The sequence below is a fragment of the uncultured Veillonella sp. genome (assembly GCF_963534045.1).
GTDB lineage: Bacteria > Bacillota > Negativicutes > Veillonellales > Veillonellaceae > Veillonella.
The window spans coordinates 14,687-29,707 of the sequence record NZ_CAUSQT010000022.1 but is presented as its reverse complement, the minus strand read 5'-3'; the positions used below and the strand labels follow the sequence as shown (position 1 = coordinate 29,707).

Genomic DNA, 15,021 nt, shown 5'->3' with positions numbered 1-15,021 from the left:
GTTCCATCAGATACATAATCCTCTTCGCCCGTTGCTACTACAGGACAGTTAATAAGACGCGCTAAACGATATGCGATAATGGCACTATCCGCTACCTGCGCTCCATCAACGCCCTTACCTAACGGAGAGATTTCATCCTTATTATCAGAACTCAGTGCATCATAAACAGCCTTAACTTCGCTTTGATTGCCTCGTAATAACGAAATAGAACCAGTCTTAATCAAATCTAAGACCACCGACAATCGGTAAGCTCCTGCATGACAGCCCACAGGATCAAGAATAATTGGTACATCATATTCCTTCGCTAGTTTAATAGCCTCTTTATAGTAACCAACCTTCTCAGGTGTAAGTGTCCCAATATTGATGAGCAGTGCTGATGCATACACAATAAGATTCTTTAAATCTTCACTACATTCGCTCATGATGGGCGATGCCCCAATAGCTAGTAGTCCATTAGCTGTAAAGGTTCGTACCACATCATTGGTAATACAAATAACGAGAGGATTTCGATGACGCAATGTTTCTAATATATTAAGTTCTGTCCCTGTTTGGCCAGTCATATATGGATTCTCATGAGTCATATTACAGTCTCCTCTCATCGCTTTTCAAAAGCTTATTCATTGTTTCAGGTCCATTAGATAGCAGTCCATAAGCCATATGATTAACGGGGCCACAGCCATTTCCTAGGGCTGGATTGTACTTAATAGCAAGAGCAATATAGTCCTTGGCAATACCAATAGCATCCATTACATCACGCCCTTTAGCAAGCTCCGCTGTAATAACCGCTGAGAAGGTACAGCCCGTACCATGAGTATGCACCGTATCATATTTGGGGCTCGTCCACGTACGAATATTACCATCTTTAGTGAAAGCATAATCTGTTGCATCTTCACCGATGTGCCCGCCTTTAATGATGACCACTTGAGGACCTAAGTCTTGTAAGATACGATTGGCCGCCGTTGTTATGTCACTTTCACAATTAACAGACATGTCCGCTAAGACCTCAGCCTCACTGCGATTAGGTGTGATAACCGTTGCGGTAGGAATCAGTTTAGATTTCAAGAAATGTACCGCCTCATCTGATACGAGTCGGTCACCGCTAGTGGCAATCATAACGGGGTCCATTACATACGGAATTCCCTTACTCACATAAGGATAGATAAGGTCCATCATCTCCGGCAAGGCAATCATGCCCGTCTTAACGGCTTGAGGTTCAATGTCAAAATACACATCGTGTAATTGTTGCGCAATACTCTCTAGCGATAAATGTTCTACATGATGTACGCCCGTTGTATTTTGAGCTACCACGGACGTAACCACGGCCATGCCGTATACGTTACGGCTTTGAAAGGATTTTAAATCAGCCATAATGCCAGCGCCACCGCTTGGGTCAGTACCGGCAATTGTTAATGCAGTATGTAATTTCATAATACCTCCAAACATATAAAAACGAGACCACTCCCAATGGAATGATCTCGTAATAGGTTAGTATTATGTTGCACTCCACTTTCCTACGCCAGTATTATCTGGATCAGGTCTAGGGTTTTGAATGGTCAATCTCAGCAAAAGCACCCCTAGTGGCAATATATTTTTATACTCTAGTTATAACATCATTATACAATCTATGCAAGAAAATAATTGACGGGGTTCTCTTAACAGCCTATAATGAAGCCATAACGGGGTGCTCACAAGAGTGGGCTGAGAGTAAGCTATCGCTTTAACCCATAACCTGATTTGGATAATGCCAACGTAGGGAACATAGAGGATTAAAAGCCGAGTTCCTGTGAACTCGGCTTTTTCTATGACTCCCTGGCAAGGAGGACGTATGAAAGATACACACATTACACAACCACAGTTCGCCATGATATGGTTTGGTGCCGCTCTATCTATAGCGGAAATTATGACAGGAACCTATCTGGCCCCCTTAGGACTCACCCAAGGTCTATATGCCATTATACTAGGGCATATTATCGGCGGTGTATTGCTCTTTGGGGCTGGCCTTATTGGTGGACGTTTACGGCAAGGCAGTATGAATACTACCGCCTTCAGCTTTGGCCCACTAGGGGCTAAAGGCTTTGCCTTTTTAAATATGCTTCAACTTATCGGCTGGACTAGCATCATGATCTACGATGCTATGCTAGCCTTACAAGAACTAGCACCTCTATCTCCTATAATTTGGACGATAGCTATTGGCGCGCTTGTCATCTTGTGGCTTTTCATCGGCCTCCACAATACGGGCTATATTCAAGCCATCGTGTCTGTTCTATTGCTAGGTCTCACCCTTTACATGGGTGCTCACATGATATCGCAGTGGCCTAGTGAAGGTATCATTCTAACTAGCGGAAACATGAGTTTCATCGCTGCCCTTGAATTATCTATCGCCATGCCACTATCTTGGCTACCTCTCATCAGTGATTACACCCGTGAAAGTAAAAAACCTTTCTCCGCATCACTTACAAGTGCTACAGTCTACACTGTAACAAGTATCGTTATGTACACCTTAGGTCTTAGTGCCGCTATCTTTGGCGGCGGCGACTCCATCATTACGATCATGATGAATGCGGGCCTCGGTCTTGCGGGCCTCATCGTTATTATTTTCTCTACCGTAACTACAACCTTTATGGACGCTTACTCTGCAGGCGTATCTAGTACGACTATCTACAAGAGTGCTTCTAGTAAAGGCATAGCCGTTGTAGTTACTATCGTTGGTACAATCGCTGCCATCCTATATCCGATGGACGATATTACAGACTTCCTATACCTCATCGGCTCTGTATTTGCGCCAATGATAGCCATTCTTTTGGCGGACTATTTTATCAATCGCCAACAAGTACAAACGATTTCAGCATATCTCGTGCGCGGTTTAATTTGGGTAGTTTCCGTTGGACTCTATCACTATATGTTACATAGTGAAAGTACTATTGGGGCTACGCTGCCAGCCTTTACAACGGCATTCTTCGTAACAGCTATCGTTGGCTTCATAAGTCATACAGAAAACTCATCTGCCGAAATAAAACAACACTAAAACAAAAACACCTTCATAAGCAATCATGCTTATGAAGGTGTTTTACTATTCAGGTATAATAATTTGTCCGTCTTCACAGATCCAGTGTCTATCACCAACTGCATCAGCTTCGCTTTCATCATGGGTCACCCATACACAAGGTACGTCCCATTCACGAATGATGGAAACAAGATCCTCACGTACTTGTTTACGCAAATTCCAATCAAGCGCAGACAGAGGCTCATCAAGAAGCAATATAGTTGGTTTTGAATAGAGTGCACGACCTAAAGCCACACGTTGTTGTTCACCACCAGATAAGCGCCCAGCCTTAGTGTTACGGTATTTTTCTAATCCTAAACGTTTTAATAGAGAATCACACATATCAGGTGTGCCTCGTTTACTATATGTAATATTGTGTTCCACGGATAAATGAGGAAATACGATATTGCCTTGTGGCATATATCCTACCTGACGCTCTTGAGCTGGCACCCATATATTTTGATCTCGGTCAACCCATGTTCGTTCATCGCATCGAATGATACCAGTTGTAGGTTTCACTAACCCTGCAATACATTTAATAAACGTACTTTTACCACTTCCAGATGAACCGGTTAACACCGTAATTCCTGAAGCTAAAGTACCATCGGCTTTCACAATCATAGAAGGTCTTGCTATGGTAAAAGAAAATGTAATCATAGTCCCTCCTAATTACGCCCTAAATTACGGAACAAGGATCCTTTTGTAAGGATGTGAATACCGCTCAATAGCGCTAATGTAAGCACACAAATGTAAATAACGAGTTCAAAGGCATCCATGTACTGTCCTGCCTCTACATAGGAATAGATAGCAAGTGGCATGGTACGCGTAATTTTAGGAATATTACCTGCGATTAATATGGTAGCACCGAACTCACCCATAGCACGACAAAATGCCAATATGCTGCCCGTTAAAATCCCCTTCCATGCCAATGGTACAGAGATTGTAAAAAATATGCGCAGCTCTGAAGCGCCTAATGTACGTGCTACGTCCTCCATATTATGGTCTACAGACTGCAATGCGGACCGCACCGTTTGATAAAACAAAGGAAAGGCAATAACAGAAGAGGCCACAACGGCACCTGCTGCAGTAAATACAACGCCTAAACCATGTGATTCTAACCAAGCGCCGAATGCATAGCCCGGTGTAAATACCATAAGCAAAGCAAAGCCAACTACTACGGGAGGCAACACGAGTGGCAATGTTATTAGGGCATCTAGAATAGCGATACCACTCCACTTACATCGATTCATCCAGTAACAAGCAGCTAAGCCCGTCAATATAACAATAACTAGAGCTAAACTCGCCACCCACAATGACAACCAAAATGGACTCATATTGTGCCTCCTTTCTTTACCGAATCTCTGCCGGATAATAAATTATAACTCTATTGTATCATAAGAAAACGCTAGCCCTAAAAGCTAGCGTTAAATTCTTATTTAGACGTAGAGAACCCATATTTTTCCAATACTTTTTGGCCCTCTGGGCTCATTACGTATGTATAGAAATCTTGAGCCAAAGCATTATCATATTTCTTAATAATACCGATAGGGTATATAACAGGATCATGAGAATCTCCAGGTGTTACTGCAGCAATTTCAACTGCATCACCGGCTGCAATAGCATCTGTCTTATAGATAAAGCCCGCATCACCAGCTGCTTGGCTAATGGAAGCCGTTACAGCTTTAACATCTTTAGCATATACCACATTAGGTTCCACTTGGTCCCATACACCTAATTTTGTTAGTACTTGCTTACCATAGTTACCAGCGGGTACGGTATCTGGATTACCTAAAACAATACGTTTTACAGATGCGATTTGATCTAACTCAATTTTAGGTTGTCCTTTAGGAACTACAAGAACGAGTTCATTTGTTACAAATGGTTTTACATCTGTTACTAAATCTTTATCTTGTAACATCTTCATATTTTTTTCGTCTGCAGAAATGAATAAGCTTGCAGGTGCACCTTGTTCAATCTGTTGACGCAATGTGCCAGAGCCAGCAAAGTTAATTATGATTTGATCATCTGCTAAGTTATGCTCTTTCTTATACGCATCTGCTAATTCAGTAAGAGCCCCCTTAAGGCTAGCAGCCGCTTGAATTGTAATCTTTTCAGACGTACTTGGCTTTGCGCTATCCGTAGTTTTACTTGCATCATTACCACAGCCTACTACAAAGACAAGCATACAAATACTCATTAAAACTAATAGAATTTTTCTCATACAACATCCTGCTCCCTACGGAATTAATACATATAAATGCTTAAAAATATAAACCTAAACACTACATCCTATGGTATGATACTATTATAAAGAAATCAGGTATAAGCTATATATAAAATGTATGATATATATAACATAGTATATTGATTATAACCGAAGTATGCCATGATTGTAATCACAATTATACATATTATAGAACTCTAGGTGAGACCATGAATTTATTAACATTAATAGGCCATATCTTCATGAATTCCATGATTCCTATATTTATGCTTATAGGCGTTGGATTTGTATTAGATAAAAAATTTAAACTTGACTTATATACACTGAGCAAACTTAATTTCTATATATTATTGCCCACCTTCGTATTTAGGGCGATGTATGAGGCTAAATTCACTTCAAGTACATTGGAAATTGTTTTCTGTGCACTGTGTGTACTCATACTAAACTCTATTATTTCTGAAATTATTGGGCGCATACGGGGCTACGATGTAGCTAAAATCGCAACATTAAAAAACTGTGTCATGTTCAATAATGTAGGTAATATGGGGGTGGCCCTTGCCATCTTTGTATTTGCTAATGTACCATATGTCATCGATGGGGCTACACCCTATGCTAACTTAGGACTCGTGAGTGTAGTATCTATCATGATTATTCAAACCATTACGAGCAATACTTATGGATTCTATCAAGCAGGTGCAGGTCGATTAAGTACGAAAGATGCACTAAATGTCGTATTCCACATGCCCATGGTATACGCCATTCCACTAGCCTTACTATGCCAATTATTGCCATTTGATCTTCATAGTCTCTTCTTCTTTGCTCCCCTCAACATCTTCGCTAACGCCTTTGTTGGTGTAGCCATGATAGCCTTAGGGGTACAAATTAACCGGACCCCATTGAATTTCTTTAAAGCTGACATCATGTTAGCTAGTGCATTACGACTTATCATAAGTCCCCTATTAGCCGCTGTTATGACCATACTATTTATTATCTTCTATGGTCCTATGCATCCAATTGCGGCACAAACAATCGTCATTACCTATAGCGTACCAACGGCTATCAACATGGCCCTCATCGCCATCGAAATGAAAAACAACCCAGAATACGCTACGCAAATCGTAATGGGTACCACCATATTATCGGCAGTGACCATGCCACTCTTTATCACATTCGCTTATTATTTATTTCCATTATACTAAAAATATATACATCAAAAGGGAGCCCCGAGAGGCTCCCCTTTCTTGTATCTAATTCATATAATGCAATGTGATAGACCAGGCACAGCACTCTATTGATGTGATACGTGATCCATACCCATTCGCACAAGGCCTTCTACATGATTATCATTTAAAGAATAATATGCAGTTTTCCCTTCCTTGCGATATGTTACAAGACGAGCTTGTCGCAATACTCGCAACTGATGTGAAATAGCAGATTGTCCCATGCCCATTGTCTCTGCAATATGATTAACACACATCTCATTTTCTAGCAGTATCTCAACAATCTTTAGGCGCGTTGGATCACCAAGAATCTTAAACAATTCTGCTAACTTTAACAATGATTCGTTCCCGTCGATCATAGGGATCCTTTCTTCTAAACTAACACTAATAATCTATCTAAATTTAAATACTATCTCTATGATATCTATTATATACAAAAAAAGGCTTTGTACACAATGACAAAGCCTTTAAATTGTATGATATTATTTAACGACCAATACTGGGCAAGAGGAATGACTAGTTACATAGCTACTTACACTACCCATGAATAAACCTTTCAAAGGTCCAAGACCACGGCTACCCATTACGATAAGATCAGCATTGTATTTTTTAGCAACGGCTAACAATGCTGGGCCTGGGGAACCAACTTCAAATACAGATTTAACTTTAACGCCTGTAGGAATTTCTTTCACTACATCGTTCAAAATTTCTTTACCTGTTTCTTCCATGTCTTCTGCAATTTGTTCAGACACATAGCCACCAGAAATTGGTGTTTGATCAAAGTTGGAAATAGCAGAAACAATATTTGCTACATGAACAACAATCAATTCTGCTTTGTTACGATCTGCTACTGCAAGTGCATGTTCTAGTGCACGTTTAGCATTTTCAGAACCATCAGTAGGTACGACAATAGTTTTGTAGGTAACCATATTAACCCCTCCTATTTCTAATCCCCATGAAGGGATATGATTAAAAATCATTTAGTCTATTTATAATATTCTAGACAGATTAGGAAAAATCCTCTTTTTTTGATTAGGATTTATATACATTATAGCACATTTTTTTGCAGATTAAAGAACTTGGGACGAATTATTGATATTTAAAGAATTCGTTAACTTAAATCCATCTAAAATATCGATAAATTCAGGTGTCGTCAACACAGTATCGATTGGTGCTATCATACGAGCAACACCGACATTACCATTATTTCCAAGAATAATCGTAGCTCCGAATGTAACAGTTTCCGCCGTATTCGTATCTGCTACTTCAGGATTTTTCATTGTCCCTGCTACATAAAACATAACAGCACCATCAATAATATGAGTTTCATATCGCTCAATGGTGGCCTTATTTACATCCACCAGAGATTTCACGTACTGATCACCTAGCATTTGCTTACCCATCATCGTAGGCATAGCACTGCTTACCGCTTGCACAGGAACGGAAAAACTTTCTACATCGAGACGAATCTTATCCTTTGTGAAAGCAATCTTTTTAGGATCATTAATGCGTGTGAATCCTTTAGGGCTAATGAATTTCAAGCCTTCTGCTACGTTGATATCACTAGATCCAGTCAATAATTTCTTAACATTATTTAATGTAGAGCCAGTCTTCTTAGTATCTAACAAAGTAAATGAAGGAACTGTCGTTTCCATAAGACCTTGTTCCATAAATTTAGCCTGAATAGGTGGATACGTACTTACAAGATTATAGCGATGAGTTGGATCTTTTTCCATAATAAATTCAGCTTCAAAAACAGAGTGAACCTGTTCCGTAGATGTCATCTCTGCATAGGACTTCGGTGTCGTACGACTCCAACGTGCGGCTTGTGCCCCTTTCTTAGGGAAGAATCCGCCCACTATATCATTAGTGTCAAATACATTGCTATGTTGTCGCCAAATGCGAAGATATTCCTCATCCGTCATGCCCTTAATAGGTACATCGTACCACGTTGTATTCCACACTTTTTGCGATACATTGCCTTGCGGTGTATTATTTCTCTTTGTAAAGGATACAGTATATGCATCATTCTGATTTGGGCCAGACAAATTAAAGGAATAGCCCTGTATATGTTCACTTTCACTACGTACATCCATGTCGATCATAACGCCATCATTTACACGCCAAGGAATGGTGAAAGTATAACCATTTTTCGTATCCTTTACAACCGTATTCATCTTTGTAGCATATGATTTATATTGCTCTGGCAATACAGACATTGCATCTTGTTGAGAGGCTTCAATAGCCTTTGGTGTAGCATGATCAGGAGATGCACCATAAGCAACGCCAGATACAATGGACAAACCAGCTAATGCTAATGCGATAGGTAATTTCATAAAATTCCTTTCATATATGCGAAGGTACCACCTATGATTACATAGGTGGTAAGGATTATAACATATTTTCCAAAAAAGCTTTAGTTCTAGGGGATTGTGGATTGGTAAACAATTGTTCCGGTTCCCCTTCTTCTTGAATGATACCATCTGCCATAAAGATGATACGATCTGAAACTTCTCGAGCAAAGTTCATTTCATGGGTAACAATAATCATAGTCATCCGATCATCGGCTAGTTGTTTAATCGTTTTTAATACCTCTCCAGTCAATTCTGGATCAAGGGCAGACGTCGGTTCATCAAAGAGCATAATTTCTGGGTTCATGGCTAATGCACGAGCAATCGCCACACGCTGTTGTTGACCGCCAGACAATCTAGAGGGATACATATCTCGTTTATCCCAAAGACCTACTTTATTAAGTAAGCGTTCTGCGATTGGCATAATATCGGTATCTTTCATACCTTTCACCATACGCGGTGCTACCATAATATTTTCAAGAACAGTCATATGGGGGAACAAATTGAAGGATTGGAATACCATACCCATGCGAAGTAATAAATCATGCATCGTATGTTTATCAGCATAGGTAACGATGCCGCTAGCATCTGTAGATGCCAACGTTACACCATCAACAGTGATAGTACCACCATCAATGGTTTCTAACTGGCCTAAGCAACGCAAAAACGTAGATTTACCGGAACCAGATGGACCGATAATAGATACGATTTCACCTTTATTCATTTGCAAGGAAACATCTTTTAATACCACATTATTATTAAAGTGTTTCTCTATGCATTCCATATTTACAAAAGTCATAATTACCTCTTACTCATCATATACAGAGAAACGTTTTTCTAAATAATTAAAGATATTCGTCAAAATGAACGTGAATATTAGATAGAAAATAGCGGCCACAAGGAACGCGGAAATATCAAAATCACGTTGTACAATGGATTTTGTGATACGCAAGATATCATTCATAGCTAATACATATACGAGAGATGTATCTTTTAATAAGTTAATTGTTTCATTCGCAAGTGGAGGTAATACGCGCTTAAACATTTGCGGCAAAATGATGGTACGCATCGTTTGACCATAGGTAAAACCAAGTACTTTTGCCCCTTCGTATTGACCGCGTGGAATCGATTGGATACCGCCACGGAAAATTTCACATAGGTACGCTGCATAGTTGAGTACAAATGTAACCACAGCAGCCGTTGCATCATCCATTTGGATAGCCCCATCCGTCATGATTGGCAATGCAAAGTACATGAATAAAATTTGTAACATCAATGGCGTACCACGCATTAGATATACAAAGGCTTCAACAATTTTATCGACTACAGGAAGCTTAGATAGTCGCAGTAAAGCTAATATGATACCACCAGGTATAGATAGTACCCATACGACACAGAACAGTGCAATGGTGACCTTGAGCCCATCCGCAATGGTCGGGATAATCTGCAATAAATAATCTAACATGAAATACTCCTTCAAAACACGAATAGAGAAGAGGCATATGGCCTCTTCTCTAGTGTACATTTCGTTCTTTAATTATCAGTTGTACATACTGACCACAGTACTATTAGTATATCACGAATCGTACTATTTAGCATCGCTCTTATCTAGGTCTGCGCTAGAGCCCAACCATTTTTCAACGATTTTATCAGCAGTACCATCTTTTTTCATTTCGGCTAAGATACCATTGATTTTATCGCGTAATGCGGTATCATCTTTGCGGAACCCTACAGCAAAGTTATCTACGCCGTAATCAGTGCCTTCTACAATTTTGTATTTGCCAGGTTCTTTTGTCATGAGGTAACGAGCAATAACACCATCAGCGATAACTGCATCGACACGACCAATGCCAAGATCCATGAATGCACTTACGAAATCAGCATAGGATTTAATTTCTTTAACGGTTTTGCCACTAGGATCGTTTTGTAATGCAGATTCACCAGTACTAGCTTGTTGCACACCTACAACCTTGCCAGCAAGATCAGATTTGCCCTTGATAGCATTATCATCGTTACGAACAACGATGTATTGTTTATCTTTCATATATGTATCGGAGAACAAGATATTTTTCTCACGTTCAGGAGAAACAGTTAAACCATTCCACAATACGTCGATTTTCTTAGATTTTAACTCCGCTTCTTTGCTGGACCAGTCAATCGCTTTAAACTCAACATCCATACCAGCGCGCTTAGCAGCCTCTTTAGCCAAGTCGATATCTAAACCTACGATTTCACCTTTATCATCTTTAAAGCCCATTGGTGGGAAGCTATCATCTAGGCCAATAACAATTTTCTTAGGTAATTGAGTATCAGCCTTCTTTGTATCACTACCACAACCGCTTACAAAAGCCATCATAGAAACTGCAGCCAAACCTACAGCCATAATCTTTTTCCAGTTCATAATATCCTCCACACAATATGTTATAGGTCATGTTTTAACTTATGAACCTATTATACTTTAGCGTGTTAAAGTTGTAAATAGTTAAATCAATAAATTTACAAAATTATATATCATGTGTATCTCTATAATGTTTTATGGCGGCTTGAAGGCGCATTTTATCCTTATACGGTGCAAGTTGCAGATCTAAAGGTACTACATAAATGCCACCATGAGTATTAACGGCTTGTAGTTCTTTCCAATCAGGCGTAAACCCAACTACGCTTTCAAAAGGAACATACACATAGTAATCATCTAAATTAATGGCACTACGAAAATAGTCACGTAAATTTGTCGGTCTCTGTTTGATAACAAAGCCTTTTTCACAAATATATACGAGCACTACATCGAGCCCGTGTACCCACCATAACAAGCAAACGACCAATGCATAACAAAGCATGCGATTACCTATATCATGTGGGGCCCATTTAATGAGGGCAACACAAATTACAATGCCTAGAATCCGTCCTAGCCACTGTACGGCCTTATGTGTGGTGACCATGTGCTTTACACGGCCACCCGAAAATCGTTCGCTTACCTCTTGTTTTGTCATAATTGACCTCAAAAGCGTATGTAAATACTTATTTACGGCAAAGCCCCATCGCTTGTTCAACCTTGCGATACATCATAGATGCTTTTGCATGTGCTTTTGCAGCACCTTCATCTAAAATGACATCTAGTTCAGGGCTTGTTATGAGTTCATTGTATCGTTGTTGAATTGGTTCAAGTGTTGCTACAAGCAAATCAGCAATATCCGATTTAAATGCGCCATACCCTTTGCCAGCATACATTTCTTCAATTTTTTCATAGCTATCTTTTGTAATGGCACGATAAATGCCCATCAAGTTAGAAATGCCAGGTTTGTTTTCTTTATCGTAACGCACCGCGTTATCAGAGTCAGTTTGAGCGCGTTTCAATTTTTTCACGATTAAGTCTGGCGCATCCAAAAGACGAATTGTAGCATTTTGGTTATCGTCAGATTTACTCATTTTCTTAGTTGGCTCTTGTAAGCTCATAACGCGAGCACCACCTTCACCTACCTTGATATCAGGTACTACGAAAGTTTCGCCAAATCTACGGTTAAAACGCTCTGCCAAATTACGAGTCAATTCAAGATGTTGTTTTTGGTCTTCCCCTACTGGAACATAGTTAGTACCATATAACAAAATATCTGCCGCCATCAATGGTGGATACGTAAGCAACGCTGTAGGAATAGAGTCACCTTGCTTTTGAGACTTATCCTTATATTGTGTCATACGTTCTAATTCGCCTACATAGCTAATAGATTGCATAACCCAACCAAGTTTTACATGTTCAGGTACTTCGGATTGAACAAATAATGTTACCTTTTTAGGATCTAGGCCAACAGCAAGATATAACGCTGCCAAATTACGAGTATTTTGAAATAACTCTTTTGGATCTTGCGGTACTGTAATCGCATGTTGATTAACGATACAATAGTAACATTCATCAGTATCTTGATAGTCTAAGAAATTACGTAAAGCTCCCAAATAGTTACCAAGTGTTAATTCCCCACTTGGTTGGATGCCGGAAAATATAACTGCCATAATAGTCTCCCTATATTGAAATAAACCAACAGTGCCGAAGCACTGTTGGTTATATATATTATTCTACGGTTACAGATTTAGCCAAGTTACGTGGTTTATCTACATCTGCGCCGCGTGTAATCGCTGCGTAGTACGCCAATAATTGCAATGGTACAACCGCAAGGATTGGAGCGATGAATTTATTTGCACGAGGCACATAGATTGTATGGTCTACGTGTTTAGATAATTCTTCGTCACCTTTCATGCCAATACCGATTACAACAGCTTCACGAGCTTTTACTTCACGGATGTTGCTAATCATCTTATCGTACACATCTTCTTGTGTAGCCAATGCGATAACAGGTACGCCTTCTTCAATAAGAGCCAATGTACCATGTTTCAACTCGCCACCAGCATATGCTTCAGCATGGATGTAAGAAATTTCTTTCAATTTCAAAGCACCTTCCATCGCTACTGCGTAGTCGATAGCACGACCCAAGAAGAACGCATCAGATTTGAAGCCGTAATGTTTTGCAAAGGCTTTCATATCTTCGTCTACTTCAAAGATTTCATGAATCAATGTAGGCAAGTTTTTAACACCGCAAAGGATTTCTTCGCCTAAAGCCGGATCCATTTTACCATTTAATTGGCCAAGGTATACAGCGAACAACAAGCCTGCTACTAATTGAGTAGTATACGCTTTTGTAGACGCTACAGAGATTTCAGGACCTGCCCATGTGTACACAGTGTTATCTGCTTCACGGGAAATACTGGAACCTACTACGTTTGTAATTGCCAAGGATTTAGCGCCATGACGTTTAGCCTCTTTCAAAGCAGCCAATGTATCGGATGTTTCACCGGATTGACTGATAACGATACATAATGTTTTATCATCAGTCAACGGATTGCTATAACGGTACTCAGATGCAATTTCCACATTTACAGGAATGCGCGCCAAGTTTTCAATATATTGTTTTGTTACAAGACCTGCATGGTATGCTGTACCACATGCAACGATGAGGATTTTATTGAAAGCTGCTACATCATCAGCAGTCCAATTTAACTCATCAAAAACAGCAGTTTTGCCATCTTCAGAGATGTGTGTACCAAATGTATCGCGCACAGCTTTTGGTTGGTCATGAATTTCTTTCAACATGAAATGTTCATAACCGCCCTTTTCTGCAGCTTCTGCATTCCAGTTAACATGGAATACTTCTTTATCGATAGGATTGCCTTTACGGTCAAATACGGATACATTATCACGCGTTACGATAGCTAGTTCACCATCGTTCAAGATATATGTATCACGTGTATAGTTAATGATTGCTGGAATATCGGAAGCAACGAAGTTTTCCCCTTTGCCAAGGCCGATAACCAATGGGTTTTCTTTTTTAGTACAAATGATTTTGTCTGGCTCATCAGCACAGATAATTTCAAGAGCGTATGCACCGTCAACACGATTGAGCATGCGGCGTACAGTGCCCACAAAATCACCATCGTACATATCTTCTAATAGATGAGCGACTACTTCTGTATCAGTTTCAGATTTGAAATGGTACCCTTTTTCGATAAGCTCTTCTTTCAACGGCATATAGTTTTCAATAATGCCGTTGTGAACAACAGCAAATTTACCATCTTCAGATGCATGAGGATGGGCGTTCATATCGGATGGACGACCATGTGTAGCCCAACGTGTATGACCAATACCTACAGTCCCTTCGTTAGGGTCTGCTTTCACGATTGCTTCTAAGTTAGCAAGACGGCCAACCTTTTTTTGAATTTTGATGACATTTTCAGGTCCGATAACGGCAATACCTGCAGAGTCATAACCACGGTATTCTAATTTCGCCATACCGTCCAACAAGAAATCAGATGCTTGATTAAAGCCAATGTATCCTACGATACCGCACATAAGTATATCCTCCTATAACTGGGGGCGTTCATAGCCCCAGCCATTCACTAAGGCTAACAAATTAATGTTCTATGTAATATGTTAATTACTATTCTAAAATTGTTCAATCAAATACCCTTTGTCCCCATCGTTACCGACGGGATTTTTAGTACTTGTTACGACATGAACATGCCGGAAGAGCATCCGCTGATGATTCGATAACCCTTCCCCTCGTCTACCCTAATGGCTGCCTCCATGGGTACATGCGCTATTCGCCTTTACGAATTTGGAACTCCTTTCACTAATAT

16 protein-coding genes and 2 riboswitches are annotated in these 15,021 nt (G+C 39.9%); of the genes, 2 read left to right on the top strand and 14 right to left on the bottom strand.

Annotated elements, in window-relative coordinates; translation table 11 throughout:
* A partial coding sequence (locus tag RYP29_RS05335; RefSeq protein WP_311532563.1) for a hydroxyethylthiazole kinase occupies positions 1-581 on the bottom strand: 581 nt, incomplete at its 3' end.
* Position 582: 1 nt separating this feature from the next.
* The gene (thiD, locus tag RYP29_RS05330; RefSeq protein ID WP_311532562.1) at positions 583-1,428 is read right to left on the bottom strand and encodes a bifunctional hydroxymethylpyrimidine kinase/phosphomethylpyrimidine kinase; all 846 of its coding nucleotides are present in this window, start codon (positions 1,426-1,428) and stop codon (positions 583-585) included.
* 63 nt (positions 1,429-1,491) lie between these two features.
* A riboswitch (TPP riboswitch) is annotated at positions 1,492-1,586 on the bottom strand.
* 81 nt (positions 1,587-1,667) lie between these two features.
* Positions 1,668-1,773: riboswitch (TPP riboswitch) on the top strand.
* Positions 1,774-1,825: 52 nt separating this feature from the next.
* Between thiD and cytX the strand changes: the two genes are divergently transcribed.
* On the top strand, positions 1,826-3,025 hold the full coding sequence (gene cytX, locus RYP29_RS05325; protein ID WP_311532561.1) for a putative hydroxymethylpyrimidine transporter CytX: 1,200 nt from the start codon (positions 1,826-1,828) through the stop codon (positions 3,023-3,025).
* A 45-nt stretch (positions 3,026-3,070) separates the two neighbouring features.
* Here cytX and RYP29_RS05320 read toward each other — a convergent pair whose 3' ends face one another.
* The 3 genes from RYP29_RS05320 to modA form a co-directional block, all read right to left on the bottom strand.
* The gene (locus RYP29_RS05320; RefSeq protein WP_005382121.1) at positions 3,071-3,700 is read right to left on the bottom strand and encodes an ATP-binding cassette domain-containing protein; all 630 of its coding nucleotides are present in this window, start codon (positions 3,698-3,700) and stop codon (positions 3,071-3,073) included.
* Between the two features lie 8 nt (positions 3,701-3,708).
* Positions 3,709-4,377, bottom strand: a complete 669-nt coding sequence (modB, locus tag RYP29_RS05315; protein WP_005379554.1) for a molybdate ABC transporter permease subunit — start codon at positions 4,375-4,377, stop codon at positions 3,709-3,711.
* Positions 4,378-4,475: 98 nt separating this feature from the next.
* Positions 4,476-5,264: a molybdate ABC transporter substrate-binding protein gene (gene modA, locus RYP29_RS05310; RefSeq protein ID WP_311532560.1), complete on the bottom strand. Its 789-nt coding sequence runs from the start codon at positions 5,262-5,264 to the stop codon at positions 4,476-4,478.
* A 212-nt stretch (positions 5,265-5,476) separates the two neighbouring features.
* Between modA and RYP29_RS05305 the strand changes: the two genes are divergently transcribed.
* On the top strand, positions 5,477-6,466 hold the full coding sequence (locus RYP29_RS05305; RefSeq protein WP_311532559.1) for an AEC family transporter: 990 nt from the start codon (positions 5,477-5,479) through the stop codon (positions 6,464-6,466).
* Between the two features lie 89 nt (positions 6,467-6,555).
* Here the strand turns inward: RYP29_RS05305 and RYP29_RS05300 are convergent, their stop codons facing one another.
* From RYP29_RS05300 to glmS, 9 genes are all read right to left on the bottom strand, one after another.
* Entirely contained in the window at positions 6,556-6,846 is a 291-nt protein-coding gene (locus RYP29_RS05300) for a metalloregulator ArsR/SmtB family transcription factor (RefSeq protein ID WP_105083486.1), read from the bottom strand.
* Between the two features lie 123 nt (positions 6,847-6,969).
* Positions 6,970-7,416 carry a universal stress protein gene (locus tag RYP29_RS05295; RefSeq protein WP_005379465.1) on the bottom strand — a complete coding sequence of 149 codons (447 nt, stop codon included), beginning with the start codon at positions 7,414-7,416 and terminating at the stop codon, positions 6,970-6,972.
* 141 nt (positions 7,417-7,557) lie between these two features.
* Complete coding sequence (locus tag RYP29_RS05290; RefSeq protein WP_311532558.1) at positions 7,558-8,823, bottom strand: hypothetical protein; 1,266 nt, start codon at positions 8,821-8,823, stop codon at positions 7,558-7,560.
* A gap of 55 nt (positions 8,824-8,878) precedes the next feature.
* Positions 8,879-9,637: an amino acid ABC transporter ATP-binding protein gene (locus RYP29_RS05285; RefSeq protein ID WP_311532557.1), complete on the bottom strand. Its 759-nt coding sequence runs from the start codon at positions 9,635-9,637 to the stop codon at positions 8,879-8,881.
* A 9-nt stretch (positions 9,638-9,646) separates the two neighbouring features.
* Entirely contained in the window at positions 9,647-10,303 is a 657-nt protein-coding gene (locus RYP29_RS05280) for an amino acid ABC transporter permease (protein ID WP_005379533.1), read from the bottom strand.
* Positions 10,304-10,426: 123 nt separating this feature from the next.
* On the bottom strand, positions 10,427-11,239 hold the full coding sequence (locus tag RYP29_RS05275) for an amino acid ABC transporter substrate-binding protein (RefSeq protein ID WP_038123649.1): 813 nt from the start codon (positions 11,237-11,239) through the stop codon (positions 10,427-10,429).
* 103 nt (positions 11,240-11,342) lie between these two features.
* Complete coding sequence (locus RYP29_RS05270) at positions 11,343-11,828, bottom strand: hypothetical protein (protein ID WP_156930959.1); 486 nt, start codon at positions 11,826-11,828, stop codon at positions 11,343-11,345.
* A gap of 28 nt (positions 11,829-11,856) precedes the next feature.
* Entirely contained in the window at positions 11,857-12,843 is a 987-nt protein-coding gene (trpS, locus tag RYP29_RS05265) for a tryptophan--tRNA ligase (RefSeq protein ID WP_311532556.1), read from the bottom strand.
* 58 nt (positions 12,844-12,901) lie between these two features.
* Entirely contained in the window at positions 12,902-14,734 is a 1,833-nt protein-coding gene (gene glmS, locus RYP29_RS05260; RefSeq protein WP_311532555.1) for a glutamine--fructose-6-phosphate transaminase (isomerizing), read from the bottom strand.
* Between the last annotated feature and the right edge of the window lie 287 nt (positions 14,735-15,021).

What these genes read in the sequence shown, in the direction of transcription:
- thiD (WP_311532562.1), bottom strand. Translation starts at nt 1,428, where the DNA reads ATGAAATTACATACTGCATTAACAATTGCCGGTACTGACCCAAGCGGT.
- cytX (WP_311532561.1), top strand. Translation starts at nt 1,826, where the DNA reads ATGAAAGATACACACATTACACAACCACAGTTCGCCATGATATGGTTT.
- RYP29_RS05320 (WP_005382121.1), bottom strand. Translation starts at nt 3,700, where the DNA reads ATGATTACATTTTCTTTTACCATAGCAAGACCTTCTATGATTGTGAAA.
- modB (WP_005379554.1), bottom strand. Translation starts at nt 4,377, where the DNA reads ATGAGTCCATTTTGGTTGTCATTGTGGGTGGCGAGTTTAGCTCTAGTT.
- modA (WP_311532560.1), bottom strand. Translation starts at nt 5,264, where the DNA reads ATGAGAAAAATTCTATTAGTTTTAATGAGTATTTGTATGCTTGTCTTT.
- RYP29_RS05305 (WP_311532559.1), top strand. Translation starts at nt 5,477, where the DNA reads ATGAATTTATTAACATTAATAGGCCATATCTTCATGAATTCCATGATT.
- RYP29_RS05300 (WP_105083486.1), bottom strand. Translation starts at nt 6,846, where the DNA reads ATGATCGACGGGAACGAATCATTGTTAAAGTTAGCAGAATTGTTTAAG.
- RYP29_RS05295 (WP_005379465.1), bottom strand. Translation starts at nt 7,416, where the DNA reads ATGGTTACCTACAAAACTATTGTCGTACCTACTGATGGTTCTGAAAAT.
- RYP29_RS05290 (WP_311532558.1), bottom strand. Translation starts at nt 8,823, where the DNA reads ATGAAATTACCTATCGCATTAGCATTAGCTGGTTTGTCCATTGTATCT.
- RYP29_RS05285 (WP_311532557.1), bottom strand. Translation starts at nt 9,637, where the DNA reads ATGACTTTTGTAAATATGGAATGCATAGAGAAACACTTTAATAATAAT.
- RYP29_RS05280 (WP_005379533.1), bottom strand. Translation starts at nt 10,303, where the DNA reads ATGTTAGATTATTTATTGCAGATTATCCCGACCATTGCGGATGGGCTC.
- RYP29_RS05275 (WP_038123649.1), bottom strand. Translation starts at nt 11,239, where the DNA reads ATGAACTGGAAAAAGATTATGGCTGTAGGTTTGGCTGCAGTTTCTATG.
- RYP29_RS05270 (WP_156930959.1), bottom strand. Translation starts at nt 11,828, where the DNA reads ATGACAAAACAAGAGGTAAGCGAACGATTTTCGGGTGGCCGTGTAAAG.
- trpS (WP_311532556.1), bottom strand. Translation starts at nt 12,843, where the DNA reads ATGGCAGTTATATTTTCCGGCATCCAACCAAGTGGGGAATTAACACTT.
- glmS (WP_311532555.1), bottom strand. Translation starts at nt 14,734, where the DNA reads ATGTGCGGTATCGTAGGATACATTGGCTTTAATCAAGCATCTGATTTC.